This is a genomic window from Janibacter alkaliphilus (assembly GCF_013408565.1).
GTDB lineage: Bacteria > Actinomycetota > Actinomycetes > Actinomycetales > Dermatophilaceae > Janibacter > Janibacter alkaliphilus.
Map to the genome: position 1 here is coordinate 1,798,475 of NZ_JACBZX010000001.1, position 19,387 is coordinate 1,817,861.

A 19,387-nucleotide genomic window follows, 5' to 3' on the forward strand; every position below is an offset into this window, starting at 1 on the left:
GGACCCATGACCGGCACCCCGACCCGCTCTCGACGTGCCCGGCTGGCGGCCCTCGCGGCCACCGCCGGGGTGGTGCTCGCTGGATGCACCGGCGGCGACGACCAGGCCGAGGAGACCTCGACCCCGGAAGGACCGGAGGGGGAGCTGACCCTGCTCGCCCAGGGGCCGGTGGACGCCTGGGACCCGCAGCGGATCGTCGACCGGCGCACCGCGGGGGTCGCCAGCCGGCTGTGGATGCGCACCCTCACCGCCTACCCGCCGGCCGAGGACGCCGCCGGCCAGCGCGAGCTCACCGGTGACCTGGCCACCGACACCGGCACCCCCAACGAGGACCTCACCGAGTGGTCCTTCACCCTCCGCGAGGGCCTCACCTGGCAGGACGGGTCGCCGATCACCTGCGGCGACGTGCGCTACGGCGTCTCCCGCGCCTTCGCCGAGGACACCGGCTCCGGCGGCTACGCCGTCACCTACCTCGACATCCCGAAGCGGGCGGACGGCACCTCCACCTATCCCGGGCCCTACGGCAGCGAGGGCCGCAGCAGCGACGCCCGGAAGCTCATCGCCGATGCCGTCGAGTGCGACGGCCAGACGGTGACCTTCAACCTCGGCGAGCCCGTGGCCACCTTCGACGAGATCGTCAGCGTGCCGGAGTTCGCGCCCTACGAGGAGGCCCAGGACGAGCAGGGCGACTCCGCGCACCTCGCCTTCTCCTCCGGCCCCTACATGCTCGAGGAGGACTGGACCCCCTCGGACGGCGGCACCTGGGTGCGCAACCCGGAGTGGAGCGAGGGCGACGACCCGCTCCGCGAGGCCGGGCCGCGCGAGATCGTCCACCGCGAGGGCCTCGAGCCCGAGGACGCGCTGGCCGCACTCGCCGAGGACGACGGCACCCGCAGCCTCATGCTCGACCCGCTGCCGCCGGCCCTGGCCGACCAGCGCGAGCAGCTCGGCCAGGACGCGCGCTCGGTGACCGGGGACGGGCAGCTCGTGGAGTACCTCGCGCCCAACATGGAGAGCGACGCCTTCGCGAAGCAGGACGTGCGCCGCGCTTTCGCCCTGTCCACCGACCGCCGCGGCTACGTCGAGGCGCTCGGCGGACGCGACGCCGGCGGAGCGGCCTGGTCGCTGCTGCCGGAGATCCTGCCGTCCGCGCACGACGCGGTGATGGACGCCGGCCCGGGCGGCGACCCGGAGCGGGCCCAGGAGCTGCTCACCGAGGCCGAGGAGGACGAGCCGGTCGCGGTGACCGTCGCCTACCGCAGCGACACCGAGGGCATGGACGAGGCGATGCAGGCGCTCGCCGACGGCTGGGAGGCCGGGGGTTTCGAGGTGACCCTGGAGCCGGTCGAGACCGACTACTACGAGCAGGTCGGGGCCCGGCGGACCGCCGACGAGCGGGACGTCGTCTGGGCCAACTGGGGCCACGACTACCCGTCGGCCGCCACCGTGCTGCCGCCGCTCTTCGACAACCGGGTCAACCTCACCTCCACCTCGCTCGGCCGCAACTACGGCCAGGTCGCCGACACCGAGCTCAACGAGGCGATGGACGAGGCCGGGGAGACCCGCGGGGACTCCGCCCGCGCCGAGGCGTGGACCGAGGTGGACACCGAGCTGCTGCGCGACGGCGCCTACGTGCCGCTGCGCCAGACCCAGGTCACCTACGTCGCCGGGAGCGAGGTCACCGGTCTCGGGATCAACGCGGCCTACGGCGGGGTGCCCGACCTCGGCAGCGTCGGGGTGCGCCGGTGACGCTGGCGTCCGCCGCGCCGGTGCCGGTGCCGGGCCGACCGGCCCGGCTGCTGCTGGTGCACGCCCACCCGGACGACGAGACCCTGGCCACCGGCGTGACGATCGCCCATCACGTCGCCGCCGGCGACGAGGTGCACGTGCTCACCTGCACCCTCGGCGAGGAGGGCGAGGTCATCCCGGACGAGCTGGCGCACCTGGCGGCCGACCGGGAGGACCGTCTGGACGCGCACCGTCGCGAGGAGCTGCGCGGCGCGATGGCCAGCATCGGCGCGCGCAGCCACGTGCTGCGCGACGGGAGCCCCGAGCGCTGGCGCGACTCCGGGATGGCCGGCAGCCCGAGCGCCGCGCACCCGCGGGCATGGGCGGGGGCCCCGCTGGAGGAGGCCGCGGCCGCGGTCCGCGAGGTGATCGCGCAGGTCGACCCGGACCTGGTCATCACCTACGACCAGCACGGCGGCTACGCCCACCCCGACCACATCCGCACCCACGAGGCCACCTGCGCGGCGCTCGCCGCGATGCCGGCAGCCGCCCGGCCCGCGCTCTTCGGGATCTACACCCCGCGGTCCTGGGCGGACCAGGACCGGGACTGGCTGGCGGCGCACCCGGTGCCGGGCTGGACGCAGCCGGAGGGGCCCTACCCGCCGTCGGTGGTGGATGACGCCGTGGTCACCCACGCCGTCGTCGACCCGGACGCGGTCGCCGCCCAGGCCGCCGCCCTGGAGCACCACCGCACCCAGGTCACCGTGGCCGGCGAGACCTACGCCCTGTCCAACGACGTCGCCGCGCGGCTGCCGGGGCGCGAGGGCTTCGCCCGGCTGGACCCGGGGACCGGGCGGCCGCTGGCCGGCGACCAGCCCGCTGAGGTCGGCGACCGGCCCGCCGAGACGGGCGACAGGCTCGGCGACCCCGGTCAGGAGCGGCAGCCGTTGGTGCAGCGGACCGCGACCGCCGGATCGCCGGAGAGCTCGGGATGAGCGTCACCGGAGACCAGCTGCGGCAGGTGATGAGCCGCTTCGCCACCGGGGTCACCGTGGTCACCACCACCGCCGGTGAGCACGACCACGCGATGACCGCGAACACCTTCACCTCCGTCTCCCTGGACCCGCCGCTGGTGCTCGTCTGCGTCGAGCAGGACACCAGCTGGCACGACTCGGTCACCGCGGCCGGGGTCTGGGGCGTCTCCATCCTGCCGGCCTCGTCCCGCGCCGCCGCGGGCTGGCTGAGCACCGGCGGCCGACCGCTGCTGGGCCAGCTGGGGCGGGTGCCGCACCACCGCGGAGAGCTCGGGGTGGCGCTGCTCGACGGGGCACTGGCTACGGTGGAGTGCCGTACCACCCAGGCCCACCCCGCCGGGGACCACACCATCGTCGTCGGGGCTGTCGTGTCGGCCCGCGTCGACGAGCGCCCGGATGATGCACTGATCTACTACCGCAGCCGATACGGATCGACGAGGTGACCGAGATGTCCAGCCACGAGTACGCCGAGCCCCCTGCCCGGCGCGAGCCGCGCGGGCGCGGCTGGATCGCCGGTGCCTTCGTGCTGCTGGTCCTCGCCTTCCTCTACTTCGGGGCGGCCCTCTTCTTCGGCGACAAGGTGCCCTCTGGCACGACCGTCGGCGGGGTCAACGTCGGCGGCATGACCGAGGACGAGGCGCGCGAGGCGATCGAGCGCGACCTCGCCGACGACGAGGCCCGCGAGCTGACCATCAACGGCAGCGAGGAGTCGTTCAGCGTCGCCCCGGCCGACGCCGGCCTCGCCTACGACTACGAGGGCTCGATCGACGGGCTCACCGGCTTCAGCGCCAACCCGGTCGACCTCGTCCGGCACGTCAGCGGCGGCACCGACCACCAGGTCGAGACCACCATCGACCACGAGACGCTGCGCGCGACGGTCGACGAGGGGGCCGCCACGCTGGAGAGCGAGGCCGTCGAGGGCAAGGTGACCCTGGAGGGCGCCGAGGTCGAGGTGAAGAAGTCCCAGGAGGGTCTCGAGGTCGACCGTGACGCGCTGATCGCCTCGATCGAGGACGGCTGGCCGCGCTCGGTGGAGTACCGGGCCCCGGAGTCCGCGGTCGAGCCGACGCTGGCGCAGGACGAGATCGAGCGCTTCGTCGAGGAGGACCTCACCCCGCTGGTCTCCGGTCCGGTGACCATCACCACCACCGACCCGACCCGCAGCGGCAGCAAGGACGTCGAGTACGAGGTCAGCACCGAGGCCCTGGCCGAGGCGGTGAGCATCAAGAACGCCGACGGCACCCTCTCCGCGACCATCTCCGACAAGACGATCGAGGAGGCCGTGCTGGCCGCCGGACGGTCCTCGGACACCCTGCGGGCGGCCACGGATGCCAGCGTGGAGCGCACCGGCACCCGCCGCTTCGAGGTGATCCCGGCCAAGAACGGGCTCACCCTGAAGACCGACAGCATCGCCGAGCCGGTCAAGGAGGCGATGACGAAGGAGGGCTCGAAGCGCACCGCGGAGGTCACCTCGGAGGCGGCCAAGCCCGAGCTGAGCACCACCCAGGCGCGGCGCACCGTGCCCAAGGAGGTCATCTCCACCTTCTCCACGACCCTCACCGACGACGCCGAGCGCACCGAGAACATCGACACCGCGGCGCGCACCCTGGACGGCACCTACGTGGGTCCGGGGGAGAGCTTCAGCCTCAACGACGTGCTCGGCGAGCGGACCGCGGCGAAGGGGTACAACGAGGCCCCGGTCATCCTCAACGGCCGGCTGCGGATGGACTACGGCGGCGGCATCAGCCAGCTGTCGACGACCCTCTTCAACGCGGTCTTCTTCTCCGGGGCGAAGATCGAGGAGTTCCACCCGCACTCCTTCTACATCTCCCGCTACCCCGAGGGCCGCGAGGCGACGATCTCCTGGCCGGACGTCGACAACCGCTTCACCAACGACACCGGCGCCGGGATCCTCATCGAGGCCGAGGTCAGCGGCGGCGAGGTGACCGTCACCTTCTTCGGGCAGAAGAAGTGGGACATCGAGGCGGTCAAGGGCGACCGGCGCAACGTCACCCAGCCGGACCGGATCGTCGACGACTCCGAGGGCTGCGTGCCCCAGGCGGCGAGCCCCGGCTTCGACGTCACCGTCACCCGGATCTTCAAGGAGGGCGGCTCGGAGGAGAAGCGCAGCAGCTTCACCACGACCTACATCCCCGAGGACGAGGTCATCTGCCGCTGACCCCGGTGGTGCCTTTATCGGGTTACCCGATAATGCGCCGGTCCCCGGGGAAGCCTTCCCCCGCATGCGAGCGTTTATCGGGTAACCCGATAAACGCTCAGGGCAGGCGCAGGTACTGGTAGGCGTGGTGGGGGCGCAGGCCGAGGTCGCGGTAGAGGGTCAGTGCCGCCTCGTTGGTGCTCTCGACCTGCAGGTAGAGCGAGCGGACGCCCGCCTCGTGGGCCACGCGCGCCGCCGCCACCGACAGCCGCCGCCCGATCCCCAGACGCCGGTGCGGCATCGGCACGCTCAGCCCGAAGATCCCGGCCCAGCCGTCGTTGACCGGCACCCGGACCACGCCGAGCACCTCCGGGCCGTCCTCCACCGACAGGAAGCGCTGGTCGGCAGGGCCGGTGACGACCCGCCGCGCGACGTCGCCGTGCGCGGCCACCGCCGGCCCGCAGGCCGCCCACCATCCCTCCGTGGGCTGCTCGCGCACCACGACCTGACCTGGCCCTGTGGTCTCGGCAGGAGCAGCACCGGCCACCTCGGCGCCGGTCACCTCGGTGCCGGCCACCTCGGCGCTCTCCCCGGTGAGCACCAGCACCGGCGGGCCGAAGGGGGTGTACCCCCGTCTCAGCAGCTCGGCCCCCAGCGGGTCCGCCGCGACGGCGACCTCGGCGGATCCCGGTGGCCCGGGCAGCATGACCAGCGGCCGCAGCCCGCGTTCCCGGTGCCACCCCGCGGCCATCTCCACCGCTTCTGGCAGCGGCACCCCGGGGTCCCCGAGGGGCAGCAGCGAGTTCGCCCTCCCGGTGTAGCCGCCGGCCGCGCGCAGCAGCCAGCCCCGCCCGGGGTCGCCGATCCAGGCACGCTCCAGCGGCGGGTTGCCCTCGGTCATCACCCGGTGCAGGTCGGCGACCCCGACCGCGCGGTGCGGGGCGCCGCGGCGGACCGGCCGCGGCGGCACCACCTTCGCCGCGACGATCTCGCTCCGTGAGAGGACCACCGGACCGCGCCGCGACTCCAGGGTGACGCTCGCCTCGTCGACCGCGACCACCTCGCCGACGGTGTCGGTCAGCCGCGGCCCGTGCTCCGGTGGCGGGACGATCCGGGCGCGCACCGCCATCCTCGTCCCTAAGGCGAACCTCACCTTCGCGTCGCTCATCCGCCGCATACTATTGATCGCATGACGTACGTGATCGCGCAGCCTTGTGTGGACCTGAAGGACAAGGCCTGCATCGAGGAGTGCCCGGTCGACTGCATCTACGAGGGTGAGCGCAGCCTCTACATCCACCCCGACGAGTGCGTCGACTGCGGTGCCTGCGAGCCGGTCTGCCCCGTCGAGGCGATCTACTACGAGGACGACGTGCCGGAGGAGTGGGCCGACTACTACAAGGCCAACGTCGAGTTCTTCGACGACCTCGGCAGCCCCGGCGGCGCCGCGAAGATGGGCATGATCAAGAAGGACCACCCGGTGATCTCCGTGCTGCCGCCGCAGGAGCACGACGAGTGACCCTGGGCGCCACCCGCCCCGCGGCCGCCTGAACGGGGGCGGCCGTGATCTCCTCGCTGCCCGACTTCCCCTGGGACTCGCTGCTCCCGGCGAAGGAGCGTGCCCGCGCCTTCACCGGCGCCACCCCGGACGAAGGGGAGGGGATCGTCGACCTGTCCGTCGGCACCCCGGTCGATCCCACCCCGCAGGTCGTCACCGACGCGCTCTCGGCCGCCGCCGACGCCCCCGGCTATCCGCAGACCTGGGGGACCCCTGACCTGCGCGAGGCCGTCGCCGACTGGTTCGCCCGGCGCCGCTCCGCGCCGGGCGTGGACCCGGACGGGGTGCTGCCGACGATCGGCTCCAAGGAGCTCGTCGCCTGGCTGCCCACCCTCCTGGGCCTCGGTCCCGGCGACGTCGTCGGCTTCCCCCGGGTGGCCTACCCCACCTACGACGTCGGGGCCCGCCTCGCCGGGGCGACCCCGACGCCGGCGGACGCCACCACCGCCTTCGGCCCGGCCGCGCCGCGGCTGCTGTGGCTGAACACCCCGAGCAACCCCACCGGGCAGGTCCTCGGGGTCGAGCACCTGCGCAAGGTCGTCGACTGGGCCCGCGAGCGCGGGGTGGTCGTCGCCTCCGACGAGTGCTACGCCGAGCTGGACTGGCGCACCGTCGAGGAGCGGGCCGCCGACGGCGACGGGCCGGACGCGGTGAGCACGCCCAGCCTGCTCGACCCGCGGGTGTGCGGCGGCGACCACACCGGGCTGCTGGTGGCCTACTCGCTGTCCAAGCAGTCCAACCTCGCCGGCTACCGGGCCGCCTTCCTCGCCGGTGACCCGCGCCTGGTGGCCGGGCTGCTCGAGGTGCGCAAGCACGCCGGGATGATCGTGCCGTGGCCGGTGCAGCGGGCGATGCTCGCCGCCCTGGGCGACGGGGGGCACGTCGCGGAGCAGAAGGCGCGCTACCGGGCCCGTCGGGGCGTGCTCGAGCCGGCGGTCGCGGCCGCCGGGCTGCGGGTCGACCACTCCCGGGCCGGCCTCTACCTCTGGGCCAGCGCGGACGAGCCCAGCCGGGTGACCGTGGACCGGCTGGCCGAGCGCGGGATCCTCGTCGCCCCTGGCGACTTCTACGGCACCGCCGGCGCGCAGCACGTGCGGATCGCGCTGACCGCGACCGACGAGCGGATCGCCGCCGCTGCCGCGCGGCTGGGCCGCTGACTGGCCGGGACGCCCCGTCCACGAGGCGACCCCACATGGTCATCAGCGCCACGGCTGGGGTAGCGTCACAAGTGACCGGCGCGCCGGCCCACGACGCCGTGCCGCGCCCATCCGTACAACATGAACGGGGAACGACATGAGCGCTGACGCGACCTTCTCCGCCGGAGGCAAGGACCTGACCTTCGACGTGGTCGAGGCCAGCGAGGGCAACGACGGCTACGACATCTCCTCGCTGCTGAAGGAGACCGGCAACGTCACCTTCGACACCGGCTTCGTCAACACCGCCGTCTGCCGCTCGGACATCACCTACATCGACGGTGGTGCCGGGATCCTGCGCTACCGCGGCTACCCGATCGACCAGCTGGCCGGGCAGTCGACCTTCGTCGAGGTCGCCTACCTGCTCATCTACGGCGAGCTGCCGACCGCCGACCAGCTCGGCGAGTTCGAGGAGCGGATCAAGCGGCACACGATGCTGCACGAGGACCTCAAGGCGTTCTTCAACGGCTTCCCCCGGGACGCCCACCCCATGCCGGTGCTCTCCTCCGCGGTATCCGCGCTGGGCACCTTCTACCAGGACAGCCTGGACCCCTTCGACGCCGAGCAGGTCGAGATCAGCACGATCCGGCTGCTGGCGAAGCTGCCGACGATCGCCGCCTACGCGCACAAGAAGAGCGTCGGCCAGCCCTTCCTCTACCCGGACAACAGCCTCACCCTCACCGAGAACTTCCTCCGGATGACCTTCGGCTTCCCGGCCGAGCCCTACGAGCTGGACCCGGACATCGTCCGCGCGCTCGACCAGCTCTTCATCCTGCACGCCGACCACGAGCAGAACTGCTCCACCTCGACGGTGCGGCTCGTCGGCTCCGCGCACGCCAACCTCTTCAACTCGGTCTCGGCCGGCATCCACGCGCTCTCCGGCCCGCTGCACGGCGGCGCCAACCAGGCGGTGCTGGAGATGCTCGAGCAGATCAAGGCCTCCGACGACGGCGCCGAGACCTTCATGAAGAAGGTGAAGAACAAGGAGGACGGCGTCCGGCTGATGGGCTTCGGCCACCGGGTCTACAAGAGCTACGACCCGCGCGCCGCCATCGTCAAGGACACCGCGCACACCGTCCTGGAGAAGTCCGGCAGCAGCGAGCTCATGGACATCGCCATGAAGCTCGAGGAGGTCGCCCTCGCCGACGACTACTTCGTCGAGCGCAACCTCTACCCGAACGTCGACTTCTACACCGGCCTCATCTACACCGCGATGGGCTTCGAGCCGAAGATGTTCACCGTGCTCTTCGCCATCGGTCGCCTCCCGGGCTGGATCGCCCAGTGGCGCGAGATGATCGAGGACAAGGAGACGAAGATCGGTCGCCCGCGCCAGATCTACACCGGCGCCACCGAGCGCGACTACGTGGAGATCGGCAAGCGCTGACCCACCCCTTCTCACGCACCGAACGAGCCTTTATCGGGTAACCCGATAAAGGCTCGTTCTCGTGGGAAGGCTTCTCCGGGGACCGAGAGGTTCTCGACATTCCGCGTGCCGCGACCTGCTGGCGAGCCGGTCGAGCGAGTGACCTTCCCGGGGCGAAGGGAGGTCAGTCGTTGAGGGTGATGACCACCCGGGTGCCGTCCACCGGCGTGTCCGAGTCGTGCCACTCCAGCGCGTCGTTGCCGCCGCCACGCCGCCACTCCTGGCCGCCCACCTGGACCGCGGTGATCTGCCGGGCGCCCGCCTGAGCCACCGCCCAGGCACCGACCCCCCAGGCTCGGTCCGCGTCCGGCGCGTCGACGACCACCGTGATGCCGCTGCCGAGGTTCTCCTGGCTCGCGGTCAGGCCGGTCTGCTCGTCGATCGCCGAGATCAGCGTCTCCGGCCGCCCTGGCGCGTCGGGGTCGTCCAGCCGGCAGCCGATCGCCGCGGGGGAGTGGCCGGCGATGACCGAGGCGAGGGTGCGCCCTTCCTGCTCGTGGTCGGCGTACGCCTCGGGGTAGGCGCTGCGCTGCACCTCCTGGGCGATCTCGGTGATCCGCATCTCCTCCCAGCCCTCGACCTGCACCAGGGCGTCGTAGAAGGCGGTGGTCGCGTAGATCGGGTCGAGCAGCTCGGCCTCGGTGCCCCAGCCCTGGCTCGGGCGCTGCTGGAAGAGCCCCACCGAGTCCCGGTCGCCGTAGGTGAGGTTGCGCAGCTTGGACTCCTGGATCGCCGTGGCCACCGCGATGCTCCCGCCCCGGGCGGGCAGCCCGCGCCGCACCCCGAGCTGGACGATCGTCGAGGCGTGGTTCACCTGCACCGGGTCGAAGGTGACCGTCTCCCCGGCGGCGGTGGCCTCGCAGCTCTCCCCGAAGAAGAGCCCGATCCGGTCCCGGGCGTACCAGACCCCGGCCGCCACGACGGCGATCACGCAGAGGACGGCGACGAGCACGACGAGCCGCGAGGTGCCGGTGTCGGGCATCTCGGGCGGGTGCTCGGGGTCCTCCCCGCGGCGCGGGCGCCGGGGTCGCTCAGGGGTGGTCACGGGGGATCAGTTGGCGTGCAGGGCCTCGTTCAGCGCGATGCCGTCGCCGGTGCGGTCGCGGGCCTCGACGGCGCCGGAGACCGAGTTCCGGATGAAGAGGAGCCCGTCCCGCCCGGAGAGCTCGCGCGCCTTGACGACGCCGCCGTCGGGCAGGGTGACCTTGGTGCCGGCGGTGAGGTAGAGCCCGGCCTCGACGACGCAGTCGTCGCCCAGGGCGATGCCGACCCCGGCCTCGGCGCCGACCAGGCAGCGCCGACCGATGGCGACCCGCTCGGTGCCGCCGCCGGAGAGGGTGCCCATCGTCGAGGCGCCGCCGCCGATGTCGGAGCCGTCACCGGCGACGACACCCTGGCTGATCCGCCCTTCGACCATCGAGGCGCCGAGGGTGCCGGCGTTGAAGTTGACGAAGCCCTCGTGCATCACGGTGGTGCCCTCGGACAGGTGGGCGCCGAGCCGGACCCGGTCGGCGTCGCCGATCCGGATGCCCGCCGGGGTCACGTAGTCGACCATCCGCGGGAACTTGTCGACCGAGTAGACGGTGACGTGGCCGCGTGCCCGCAGCTGGGCCCGGGTGAGCTCGAAGCCCTCCACCGCGCACGGCCCGTGGTTGGTCCACACGACGTTGGTCAGCTGACCGAAGAGGCCGTCGAGGTTGATCGTGTTCGGCGCGACCAGCCGGTGGCTGAGCAGGTGCAGCCGCAGGTAGGCGTCGCTGCCGCCCGCCGGCGCCGCGTCGAGGTCGATGCTCACGGTGACCACCTCGGTGCGCACCCCGCGCGCGGCGTCCTCGCCGACGAGCGCGTCGAGCTCGGCCGGGGCGCTCACGCCCTCGGGGGCGTGACCCAGCGTCGGGCTCGGGTACCAGGTGTCCAGCACCGTCCCGTCGGCGGTGAGCGTGGCGAGGCCGTGGCCCCAGGCTGCGCGGGTCTCAGTCATGCCCGAATGGTAGGCAACGGAGCGTGGTGCCTCCCAACTCACCCGTCCGGAGCATCGGTTCGGCGACGGCGCGCGCTAGATTCCTCTCCGTCGCGAAGGCTCGTGAATGGAGGACGAGGCATGAAGGCAACGCTGGCCTGTGGTGGATGACACTGCCCTCGATGACGATGGTTCGCTCGAGAACGACTGCTCGGTACGGCTCGTCTACGTGAGGTCGGGGCCTGGCGACGACTCCGTCGAACCCCTGGTGGCGGTTGTTGCGTCGGAGGCTGAGGCCCTGGCCATCTACCACGAGCTGGCGAGCAGGATGCCGGACGCGTACACGTCGTGGGAGCACCACCCGCTCCAGGGGTACGAGATCGGCAGCACCCCGCCGGAGGTGGTGCACGTCGTGATGTCTGGGTGGGCGGAGGATCGCATGGCAGACGGTCCGCGGGAGATGACCGATCCGATCGGTGCGGCCGCCTTCGTCGACCTGGACGACGCAGGGCGCCTGGCTGCGGAGCTTGCTGCTGCTGAGGCTCCGGACTTCGCGGTGTGGTCACGCCGACTGGGCGAGCGGCGTCACGGGTGGCCCTTCGTCCCCTCCTGAGGCATCGGTCCAGACCAGCAGCAGCCTTCGGTGGCGGACGGCGTCGAGCGCGCGATCAGAAGGGCTGTCGCCGACCTTTTGTACGGTGGCGGGCATGACAGACCAGCTCGACCTCGGCGCGGACATCGTCACGCTCACCCGGCAGCTCTGCGACATCGAGTCGGTCAGCCGTGACGAAGGGCGGATCGCCGACGCCGTCGAGGCCGCGCTGCGGGCGCTGCCGCACCTGAGCGTCAGCCGCACCGGGCACACCATCGTCGCCCGCACCGACCTCGGGCGCGACGAGCGGGTCGTGCTCGCCGGGCACCTGGACACCGTGCCGCTGACCGACCCGCCGAACCTGCCCACCCGCCTCGAGGAGCGCGACGGCGAGGAGGTGCTCTGGGGCCGCGGGACGGTGGACATGAAGGGCGGCGTCGCCGTCCAGCTCAAGGTCGCCGCGAACGTCCCCGAGCCGAGCCGCGACCTCACCTTCCTCTTCTACGAGGCCGAGGAGATCGAGGAGCGCTACAACGGCCTCAAGGCGCTCGGCGAGCGCGACCCCGAGGTGCTGCGCGAGGCCGACCTGGCGATCCTCTTCGAGGGCACCCGCGCCGAGGTCGAAGGGGGCTGCAAGGGCACCCTGCGGGTCGAGGTCCGCACCACCGGCACCGCCGCCCACTCGGCCCGGCCCTGGCGCGGGCACAACGCCATCCACGACGCGGCCGACGTGCTGCAGCGGCTGCGCGACCACATCCAGCAGGAGGTCGAGGTCGACGGCCTGACCTACCACGAGGCGCTGCAGGCGGTCGGCATCCGCGGCGGCATCGCCGGCAACGTCGTCCCCGACGAGTGCGTCGTCACCGTCAACTACCGCTTCGCCCCGGACAAGAGCGGCGAGCAGGCGCTCGCCCACGTCCAGGACGTCTTCGACGGCTACGAGCTCACCGTCACCGACCTCGCCGAGGGCGCCCGCCCCGGCCTGGACCGCCCGGCGGCGCAGGCCTTCGTCGCCGCCCTGGGCGTCCCGGTCGGCCCCAAGGAGGGGTGGACCGACGTCGCCCGCTTCTCCGCGCTCGGCGTCCCGGCGATCAACTTCGGCCCGGGCGACCCGGGGCTGGCCCACCAGGCCGACGAGCACACCCCGACGGCGCAGCTGCGAGCCGCGGAGGCCGCCGTGCTGCGCTGGCTCGCGTAGGTTGGCCCCGTGAGCCAGCAGAGCCAGCCGCCGGAGCGCAGCTACCACAAGGGCCCGGTGCTCATGCGTGGCGCGCAGGTGCCGCGCTCGACCACCGACCAGCGGCTGCTGGATACCTCCGGCACCGCCGACTGGGTGCACACCGACCCGTGGCGGGTGCTGCGCATCCAGGCCGAGTTCGTCGAGGGCTTCGGCGCGCTCGCCGAGCTGGGCCCGGCGATCACCGTCTTCGGCAGCGCCCGGCTCGGCGCCGGCACCCGGTGGTACGACGAAGGGGTGCGCCTGGGGGAGGCCCTCGTCCGCGAGGGCTACGCCGTGATCACTGGAGGCGGGCCCGGCGCGATGGAGGCCGCCAACAAGGGCGCGAAGGAGGCCGGCGGCACCTCCGTCGGTCTGGGCATCGAGCTCCCCTTCGAGGCCGGGCTCAACCCCTACGTGGACCTCGGGGTGAACTTCCGCTACTTCTTCGCCCGGAAGACGATGTTCGTCAAGTACGCGATGGGCTTCATCGTGCTGCCGGGGGGCTTCGGCACCCTGGACGAGCTCTTCGAGGCCCTGACCCTCGCGCAGACCGGCAAGGTCACCTCCTTCCCGGTGGTGCTCGTCGGCCGCGACTACTGGGGCGGGCTGCTGGACTGGCTCCGTGAGAGCGCGCTCGGCGACGGCATGGTCTCGCCGGAGGACATCGACCGGCTCTACCTCACCGACGACGTCGACGAGGCCGTGGCCTACGTCCGCTCCGCCTCCGCCCGCGCCGTCGGCGACCCGGAGGGCTGAGCCGGTGGTCTGGGTCCTCTTCATCGTCGTCGCGGTGCTCGTCTGCGCGGTCACCGCCGCGCTGATCACCGGGCGGCTGGTCGGCGACCCGATGGCCGAGGCCCGTGCCAGCACCCCGGACCCGGGGCTCAGCCCGGGCTTCGCCGTGGCCGACATCGACGAGGTCCGCTTCGACACCGCGCTGCGCGGCTACCGGATGGACCAGGTCGACGACGTCCTCGACCTGCTGCAGGCGCGGATCGCCGAGCTCGAGGGCGGCGCCCCGGCGGCGTCCGAGGGCAAAGCCGCACCGGCCAGCACCGACGAGCTCGTGCTGGACCGGTCCGTGCCCGCCGAGCGACCCGCGCCCGACGAGCCGACCGCGCCGGCCGAGCGGCCCGCCCCCGCCGACCCCGACGGCCCGCGATGACCGCCGTCGAGGAGCGGGCCCGCTGCACCGCCCCAGTGGCGGTCCTCTGGGAGGTGCTCATGGACCTCCCGGCGACCACCGAGCAGGTGCCGCTGACCACGGGCACCGGCGACCCCGGGCCGGTCCGGCTGGGCTGGTCCTTCACCGCGCGCACCAGCCTGGGCCCGCTGCACCTCGACGACGAGATGGTCGTCACCGGCCTGACCCCGCCGAGCGACGGGTCGCCGGGGCGGGTGCGGATCCTCAAGACCGGGCGGCTGCTCGCCGGGTGGGCCGAGATCGAGGTGCGCCCCGATGACGAGGGCAGCGACGGCCGCGACGGCGACGGCAGCCTGCTCGTGTGGCGCGAGGAGGTCGGTCCACGGGCTGCGCCGCTGGCCGCGCTGACCCCCGGCCCGCTGCAGGACCGGTCCACCCGCGAGTTGCTGCGCCGGATGGTCGCGGACGTGGTCGCCCGCGCCGAGCAGCGCGCCGACGGACCGGTCCCCGGGTGACCGTCGCCGACCGCCCGCGCACGACGGTGCGCGAGCTGCTCTCCAGCGACGGACGGCACACCGTCTTCCAGCGGTGCCTGCACCGCCCGGTCCGCTCGCTGCTGGTCATCTACGCCATCAGCCGGCTGATCGCCCTGCTGGCCATCTGGGTGGCCGCCCGCTACTACCAGAACCCGGCGGGTGTCGGTCACCTCGAGCCCGGGCTGGCCGACATGTTCCTGCTCTGGGACAGCGACTGGTACCACCAGATCGTCACCGACGGCTACCCGATCCCGCTGCCGGCCAACCCCCGCACCGGCGACATCACCTACAGCTCGTGGGCGTTCTTCCCGCTCTTCCCCGGGCTGGTGCGCCTGGTGATGCTCACCGGCCTCGACTTCACCGCCTCGGCGGTCCTGCTCAACGTCCTGCTCGGCGCCGGCGCCACCATCCTCGTCTGGAAGGTGCTCAGCCACCCCGGCCACGCCGCCTCGCAGCCGGCCCGCGACCGGCTCGCCTTCGTCGCCGCCGCCCTGTGGTGCTTCTACCCGGCGACCGGGGTGATGCTGCTGCCCTACACCGAGGCGCTGGCGGCGCTGCTCATCACCGGGGCGCTGCTGCTGCTCATGCGCCAGCAGTACCTCTGGGCGACGGTCGTGGTGCTGCTCATCGGCTTCTCCCGCGGGGTCGCCGCGCCGCTCGGACTGGCCGTGCTGGCCCACCTGGCGGTGCGCTGGCGCGACGACCGGGCCGCCGGCGTCCCGGTCTTCGCCCACGACCGCGCCAAGATCGCCGCCCTGGTCCTGGCCACCGGCATCTCCGGGGTCGCCTGGCCGCTGACCGTCGGCTACCTCTCCGGCCTGCCGGACGCCTTCTTCCAGGTGCAGGCCGCCTGGGGGCAGCGCCCCGACGAGGGCCCCTTCGTGCTGTGGTTCAACTGGGCCTTCACCGAGCGCGGCTGGATGGGCGTCATCGTCATGGTCGGGCTGGTCGCCACCTACCTGGCGCTGGTCCTCGGCCGCCACGGCCGGTGGATCCCGCTGGAGGTGCGGATGTGGGCGGTTGCCTACCCGCTCTACCTCTTCGCCGTGGTCCGCCCGATCACGAGCATGTGGCGCTTCCTGCTGCTCGACGTGCCGCTGGCCGCGCTGGTGGCCTCGGTGACCATGCGCACCTCGACCGGCCAGCAGGTGGTGCGGCACTGGCGCCGCCGCGCGGTGGTCGTCGTGCTCGTGTGCATCGGCGGCATCTTCGCCTGGTCGTGCGGTCTGCTGCCCTACGTGCCCTGGCACGTCACCCCACCGTGAGCCGGATTAGCGGCGACGCACCTCGCGAGGGATAATGGGGGCCTGACAACTGGCGCACCGCGTCGACGTCGGCGAGGTCGCCGAGGTCATCCAGTGATGAAGGGAACACGAGTCATGGCTGCCATGAAGCCGCGCACGGGAGACGGGCCCCTCGAGGTCGTCAAGGAGGGCCGCGGCATCGTGCTGCGGATGCCCCTGGAGGGTGGCGGCCGCCTGGTCGTCGAGATGACCCCCGACGAGGTCAAGTCGCTCGGCGAGGCGATCGACAGCTGCGAGGGCCTGTCCTGACGCCAGTCCTCCCGCACGCACGCGGCCCCCGGAGCGATCGCTCCGGGGGCCGCGTCGTGCCCCGGGGCATGTCCGGCGGCTAGGGTCGAGCGCGTGCCGGACGACGACCTGCTGAGCCCCCCGACCACCGACCTGCGCGCCGCGGCCACCCTCGGGGAGGCGCTCGCCGAGCTGCCCGAGCCGGCCGTGGACCTGCTCGTCGTCGACCGCGAGCGGGTCGAGGAGCTGGCCGCCGCCGGCCTGCGCGTCGCCGGCACCGAGCACGTCCGCTGGCCCGAGGACCCGGACGAGCTGGTGGTGATCGGCCGCGCCGACGGCGAGCGGCCGGTGCTGGTCAGTGCGGCCGCGCCGACCCCCACCGCGACCGCGCTGCGTACCCTCGGCGCCCGCATCGGACGGGCCGGGACCGGCCTCGGTCAGGTGGTCGTGGCGGTCGCCGGCGACGACCTGCGGCCGCTGCTGGAAGGGCTGCTGCTGGGCGGGCACCAGCCGGTCGCGCGGCGAGCCTCCGGGCCGGTGCCCGGGGCACGGCCAGCCGGGCGCACGGTCGTCGTGGGCGCCGCGGCCGAGGATCTGTCGCAGGTCGCCACGGCTGTCCGGGCCGGTCTGCTCGCCCGCAACCTGGCCAACGCCCCCTCCAACGTCAAGGATCCGCAGTGGATGGTCGAGCGGGCCCGTGCGGTGGCCGAGCGCCGCGGCCTGGACATGACCGTCCTCGAGGAGGACGCGCTCGCCGAGCGCGGCTACGGCGGGCTCGTCGCCGTCGGCGGGGGCTCGGTTAGCCCGCCGCGGCTGGTGCAGCTCGCGTACCGGCCGGACGGGGCGAAGGGCGGTGCACCGCACGTGGTCCTCGTCGGCAAGGGGATCACCTTCGACACCGGCGGGGTCAACGTCAAGCCGGCCGCCGGGATGCTGGCCATGCGCACCGACATGTCCGGCTCGGCGGTCGTGCTGGCGGTGATCGACGCCGCCGCCGCGCTCGGGCTGCCGCTGCGGGTGACCGCGCTGCTGCCGCTCGCCGAGAACGCGATCGGCGGCGCCTCCTACCGCCCCGACGACGTCATCACCCCCTACGGCGGGCGGCGCACGGTGGAGATCACCAACACCGACGCCGAGGGCCGGCTGGTGCTCGCCGACGCGCTGGCCCACGCCGACATCCACCTCGACCCGGACCTGGTCGTCGACGTCGCCACCCTGACCGGGGCCGCCCGGGTGGCCCTGGCCCGCAGCATGGCCGCCCTCTTCAGCGACGACGACGAGCTCGCCGCCGGGCTGCTCGCCGCCGGCGAGCGCACCGGGGAGCCCTTCTGGAGGCTGCCGCTGCACCACGCCTACCGGCCGATGCTGGACAGCGCGGTGGCCGACCTGGACAACGCCCCCGGGCAGGCCGGGGCGATCACCGCGGCCCTCTTCCTCGCCGAGTTCGTCGGGGACCGGCGCTGGGCGCACCTGGACATCGCCGGCCCCGGGCGGTCGGATGATGACACCGGGCTGCTCAGCGAGGGCGCGACCGGCTACGGTGCCCGGGCACTGCTCACCTGGCTGGAGGACCTGACATGAACGCCGGATACGGGATGTCCGTGAGGTGGTCGCTGGCCGACGCCCCCGACGGGGTGGAGGAGCAGCTGCGCGAGTACGTCGTCGGCACGTCGATGGCGAACTTCATGTTCCTCGACGGGCTCGCCTTCAAGACGTGGCGGATGCGGGCCGGGGAGTGGTTCGAGGGGACCTACGTCTTCGGCGAGGCCCGGGACCGGGACGCCTTCCTCGAGGGCTTCCGTCCGGGCGCGGCCACCGCCCCCGGCAGCGAGATCATCGGGTCCGCCCCGACGCACATCGAGACCTTCGAGGTGGTCGCCGTCGCCGAGGGGCCGGCGCAGTTCCGCCGCGGCCCCGGCCCGGGGACCGACGGCGCGCCGCAGCGGGTCTGAGGCCGTCGCGGGTCAGCGCTTGACGGCGGTGAGCAGCCCGTCGCCGACCGGCAGCAGCGCGCTGACCAGCCGCTCGTCGTCCCGGATCTGCTTGCCGAGGTCGCGCAGCAGCACGGTCGTCTCGTCCCGGCTGGCCGGGTCGGCGACCTTGTCGTGCCAGAGCATGTTGTCCATGGCCAGCAGCCCGCCCGGGCGCAGCAGCCGGATCGCGTGCTCGACGTAGTCCGGGTAGCCGGCCTTGTCGGCGTCCACGTGCACCAGGTCGTAGGAGGCGTCGTTCATCCGGGGCAGCACGTCCACGGCGGCACCGGTGATGACCCTGGTCCGCTGCGCCGGCACCCCGGCGGCGGTGTAGGCCTGCCGGGCGGCCCGCGCGTGCTCCGGCTCGATCTCGATGGTGGTCAGCACCCCGTCCGCGGGCATGCCCCCGAGCAGCCACAGGCCGGAGGAGCCGCCGCCCGCGCCGATCTCCACGACGTGCCGGGCACCGACGGCGGCGGCCAGCAGGCGCAGCGTCGACCCGCCACCGGTGCCGATCGGCGCGGCCCCGAGCTCTGCCCCGCGCAGCCGCGCCTGCTCCGTGGCGGGCTCCTCGGCGACGAAGCCCTCGGCGTAGGTGATCGAGGCGATACGGCTGGCGCTCATGGAGGGCAAGACTAGTCCGGGCGGGCGCCGGGCCCGGTCACAGGCTGCGCCCAGGTTGGTCGCGCACCATGGACGGGTGAGCAGCTCGACGACCCCGGACCCCTCCGCCGCCGCGGACTGGGTGCCCCCGACCTGGGAGCAGGTGGTCAGCGAGCACTCGGCGCGGGTGTACCGGCTGGCCTACCGGCTCACCGGTGACCCGCACGACGCCGAGGACCTCACCCACGACGTCTTCGTCCGGGTCTTCCGCTCCCTCGACGGCTACACCCCCGGCACCTTCGAGGGGTGGCTGCACCGGATCACCACCAACCTCTTCCTCGACCGGGCCCGGCGCAAGCAGCGCCTGCGCTTCGACGCCCTGACCGACGAGCTGTCCGCGCGGCTGCACGCCGCCCAGCCGGGCCCGGAGCAGGTCTTCGACGCCACCCACCTCGACGAGGACGTGCAGCGGGCGCTGGACGCGCTGCCGCCGCAGTTCCGCGCCGCCGTGGTGCTGTGCGACATCGAGGGCCTCAGCTACGAGGAGGTGGCCGAGGTGCTCGGCATCAAGCTCGGCACGGTGCGCTCGCGCATCCACCGGGGCCGGGCCCAGCTGCGGGAGAGCCTGAGCCACCGGGCCCCGACCCCCTCCGCCGAGCCGCCTGCCCGTCGCCGTGGCCGCGCCTCCGGCTTCCCGGTGGCCCGCCCGGTCACGGGGCTGCTGTGACGCGGATCGC

At 73.3% G+C, this 19,387-nt stretch carries 21 protein-coding genes; 17 read left to right on the forward strand and 4 right to left on the reverse strand.

The genetic code is table 11. The annotated features are described in order from the left end of the window. The first annotated feature begins 6 nt into the window (after positions 1-6). Genes BJY28_RS08790 through BJY28_RS08805 form a run of 4 tightly spaced genes read left to right on the forward strand, consistent with a single transcriptional unit; the run spans position 7 to position 4,941 of the window. The gene (locus BJY28_RS08790; protein WP_179462680.1) at positions 7-1,749 is read left to right on the forward strand and encodes an ABC transporter substrate-binding protein; all 1,743 of its coding nucleotides are present in this window, start codon (positions 7-9) and stop codon (positions 1,747-1,749) included. Beyond that, positions 1,746-2,723 (forward strand): N-acetyl-1-D-myo-inositol-2-amino-2-deoxy-alpha-D-glucopyranoside deacetylase, encoded by a 978-nt coding sequence (mshB, locus tag BJY28_RS08795; RefSeq protein WP_343037027.1) that lies wholly within the window; start codon positions 1,746-1,748, stop codon positions 2,721-2,723. Before BJY28_RS08790 ends, mshB begins: the two co-directional genes overlap by 4 nt. Next, the gene (locus tag BJY28_RS08800) at positions 2,720-3,205 is read left to right on the forward strand and encodes a flavin reductase family protein (protein WP_246313377.1); all 486 of its coding nucleotides are present in this window, start codon (positions 2,720-2,722) and stop codon (positions 3,203-3,205) included. The genes mshB and BJY28_RS08800 overlap by 4 nt, the downstream gene beginning before the upstream one ends. A 5-nt stretch (positions 3,206-3,210) precedes the next feature. After that, on the forward strand, positions 3,211-4,941 hold the full coding sequence (locus BJY28_RS08805; RefSeq protein ID WP_246313708.1) for a VanW family protein: 1,731 nt from the start codon (positions 3,211-3,213) through the stop codon (positions 4,939-4,941). Between the two features lie 97 nt (positions 4,942-5,038). Here the strand turns inward: BJY28_RS08805 and BJY28_RS08810 are convergent, their stop codons facing one another. Then, positions 5,039-6,088 (reverse strand): GNAT family N-acetyltransferase, encoded by a 1,050-nt coding sequence (locus BJY28_RS08810; protein WP_179462682.1) that lies wholly within the window; start codon positions 6,086-6,088, stop codon positions 5,039-5,041. 21 nt (positions 6,089-6,109) lie between these two features. On the opposite strand from BJY28_RS08810, the gene fdxA reads away from it, so the two are divergent. The 3 genes from fdxA to BJY28_RS08825 all read left to right on the forward strand — a co-directional run bounded on the left by fdxA (position 6,110) and on the right by BJY28_RS08825 (position 9,052). After that, positions 6,110-6,436: a ferredoxin gene (gene fdxA, locus BJY28_RS08815; protein WP_179462683.1), complete on the forward strand. Its 327-nt coding sequence runs from the start codon at positions 6,110-6,112 to the stop codon at positions 6,434-6,436. Between the two features lie 44 nt (positions 6,437-6,480). After that, a complete protein-coding gene (dapC, locus tag BJY28_RS08820) occupies positions 6,481-7,632 on the forward strand; it encodes a succinyldiaminopimelate transaminase (protein WP_343037028.1) in 1,152 nt (383 codons plus the stop codon). Positions 7,633-7,768: 136 nt separating this feature from the next. Then, a complete protein-coding gene (locus BJY28_RS08825; protein WP_179462684.1) occupies positions 7,769-9,052 on the forward strand; it encodes a citrate synthase in 1,284 nt (427 codons plus the stop codon). 163 nt (positions 9,053-9,215) lie between these two features. Here the strand turns inward: BJY28_RS08825 and BJY28_RS08830 are convergent, their stop codons facing one another. Beyond that, on the reverse strand, positions 9,216-10,136 hold the full coding sequence (locus BJY28_RS08830; RefSeq protein WP_343037029.1) for a hypothetical protein: 921 nt from the start codon (positions 10,134-10,136) through the stop codon (positions 9,216-9,218). Between the two features lie 6 nt (positions 10,137-10,142). After that, on the reverse strand, positions 10,143-11,072 hold the full coding sequence (gene dapD, locus BJY28_RS08835) for a 2,3,4,5-tetrahydropyridine-2,6-dicarboxylate N-succinyltransferase (RefSeq protein ID WP_179462685.1): 930 nt from the start codon (positions 11,070-11,072) through the stop codon (positions 10,143-10,145). Positions 11,073-11,214: 142 nt separating this feature from the next. Between dapD and BJY28_RS08840 the strand changes: the two genes are divergently transcribed. From BJY28_RS08840 to BJY28_RS08880, 9 genes are all read left to right on the forward strand, one after another. Next, positions 11,215-11,664, forward strand: coding sequence for a hypothetical protein (locus BJY28_RS08840; RefSeq protein WP_179462686.1), 450 nt, complete (start codon positions 11,215-11,217; stop codon positions 11,662-11,664). 94 nt (positions 11,665-11,758) lie between these two features. Further along, positions 11,759-12,841, forward strand: a complete 1,083-nt coding sequence (dapE, locus tag BJY28_RS08845) for a succinyl-diaminopimelate desuccinylase (protein ID WP_179462687.1) — start codon at positions 11,759-11,761, stop codon at positions 12,839-12,841. Positions 12,842-12,850: 9 nt separating this feature from the next. Continuing rightward, positions 12,851-13,618, forward strand: a complete 768-nt coding sequence (locus tag BJY28_RS08850; protein WP_425485704.1) for an LOG family protein — start codon at positions 12,851-12,853, stop codon at positions 13,616-13,618. 4 nt (positions 13,619-13,622) lie between these two features. Then, a complete protein-coding gene (locus BJY28_RS08855) occupies positions 13,623-14,027 on the forward strand; it encodes a DivIVA domain-containing protein (RefSeq protein ID WP_343037030.1) in 405 nt (134 codons plus the stop codon). Beyond that, positions 14,024-14,521, forward strand: coding sequence for an SRPBCC family protein (locus BJY28_RS08860; protein WP_179462688.1), 498 nt, complete (start codon positions 14,024-14,026; stop codon positions 14,519-14,521). The genes BJY28_RS08855 and BJY28_RS08860 overlap by 4 nt, the downstream gene beginning before the upstream one ends. After that, positions 14,518-15,807, forward strand: a complete 1,290-nt coding sequence (locus BJY28_RS08865; protein ID WP_343037031.1) for a hypothetical protein — start codon at positions 14,518-14,520, stop codon at positions 15,805-15,807. Before BJY28_RS08860 ends, BJY28_RS08865 begins: the two co-directional genes overlap by 4 nt. Before the next feature lie 114 nt (positions 15,808-15,921). After that, positions 15,922-16,095, forward strand: a complete 174-nt coding sequence (locus BJY28_RS08870) for a DUF3117 domain-containing protein (RefSeq protein ID WP_179462689.1) — start codon at positions 15,922-15,924, stop codon at positions 16,093-16,095. 93 nt (positions 16,096-16,188) lie between these two features. Next, positions 16,189-17,655 carry a M17 family metallopeptidase gene (locus BJY28_RS16860; protein WP_218875258.1) on the forward strand — a complete coding sequence of 489 codons (1,467 nt, stop codon included), beginning with the start codon at positions 16,189-16,191 and terminating at the stop codon, positions 17,653-17,655. Then, entirely contained in the window at positions 17,652-18,026 is a 375-nt protein-coding gene (locus BJY28_RS08880) for a hypothetical protein (RefSeq protein ID WP_179462690.1), read from the forward strand. The genes BJY28_RS16860 and BJY28_RS08880 overlap by 4 nt, the downstream gene beginning before the upstream one ends. Positions 18,027-18,038: 12 nt before the next feature. Here BJY28_RS08880 and BJY28_RS08885 read toward each other — a convergent pair whose 3' ends face one another. Continuing rightward, the gene (locus BJY28_RS08885) at positions 18,039-18,671 is read right to left on the reverse strand and encodes an O-methyltransferase (protein WP_179462691.1); all 633 of its coding nucleotides are present in this window, start codon (positions 18,669-18,671) and stop codon (positions 18,039-18,041) included. A gap of 76 nt (positions 18,672-18,747) precedes the next feature. Here BJY28_RS08885 and sigE point away from each other — a divergent pair, with 76 nt between their 5' ends. Next, the gene (sigE, locus tag BJY28_RS08890) at positions 18,748-19,377 is read left to right on the forward strand and encodes an RNA polymerase sigma factor SigE (RefSeq protein WP_343037032.1); all 630 of its coding nucleotides are present in this window, start codon (positions 18,748-18,750) and stop codon (positions 19,375-19,377) included. The last annotated feature ends 10 nt before the right edge of the window (positions 19,378-19,387 follow it).

Excerpts from the sequence above, each read along its gene's own strand:
- BJY28_RS08790 (WP_179462680.1), top strand. The coding sequence starts at position 7 with ATGACCGGCACCCCGACCCGCTCTCGACGTGCCCGGCTGGCGGCCCTC.
- BJY28_RS08800 (WP_246313377.1), top strand. The coding sequence starts at position 2,720 with ATGAGCGTCACCGGAGACCAGCTGCGGCAGGTGATGAGCCGCTTCGCC.
- BJY28_RS08805 (WP_246313708.1), top strand. The coding sequence starts at position 3,211 with ATGTCCAGCCACGAGTACGCCGAGCCCCCTGCCCGGCGCGAGCCGCGC.
- BJY28_RS08810 (WP_179462682.1), bottom strand. The coding sequence starts at position 6,088 with ATGAGCGACGCGAAGGTGAGGTTCGCCTTAGGGACGAGGATGGCGGTG.
- fdxA (WP_179462683.1), top strand. The coding sequence starts at position 6,110 with ATGACGTACGTGATCGCGCAGCCTTGTGTGGACCTGAAGGACAAGGCC.
- BJY28_RS08825 (WP_179462684.1), top strand. The coding sequence starts at position 7,769 with ATGAGCGCTGACGCGACCTTCTCCGCCGGAGGCAAGGACCTGACCTTC.
- dapD (WP_179462685.1), bottom strand. The coding sequence starts at position 11,072 with ATGACTGAGACCCGCGCAGCCTGGGGCCACGGCCTCGCCACGCTCACC.
- dapE (WP_179462687.1), top strand. The coding sequence starts at position 11,759 with ATGACAGACCAGCTCGACCTCGGCGCGGACATCGTCACGCTCACCCGG.
- BJY28_RS08860 (WP_179462688.1), top strand. The coding sequence starts at position 14,024 with ATGACCGCCGTCGAGGAGCGGGCCCGCTGCACCGCCCCAGTGGCGGTC.
- BJY28_RS08870 (WP_179462689.1), top strand. The coding sequence starts at position 15,922 with ATGGCTGCCATGAAGCCGCGCACGGGAGACGGGCCCCTCGAGGTCGTC.
- BJY28_RS08880 (WP_179462690.1), top strand. The coding sequence starts at position 17,652 with ATGAACGCCGGATACGGGATGTCCGTGAGGTGGTCGCTGGCCGACGCC.
- BJY28_RS08885 (WP_179462691.1), bottom strand. The coding sequence starts at position 18,671 with ATGAGCGCCAGCCGTATCGCCTCGATCACCTACGCCGAGGGCTTCGTC.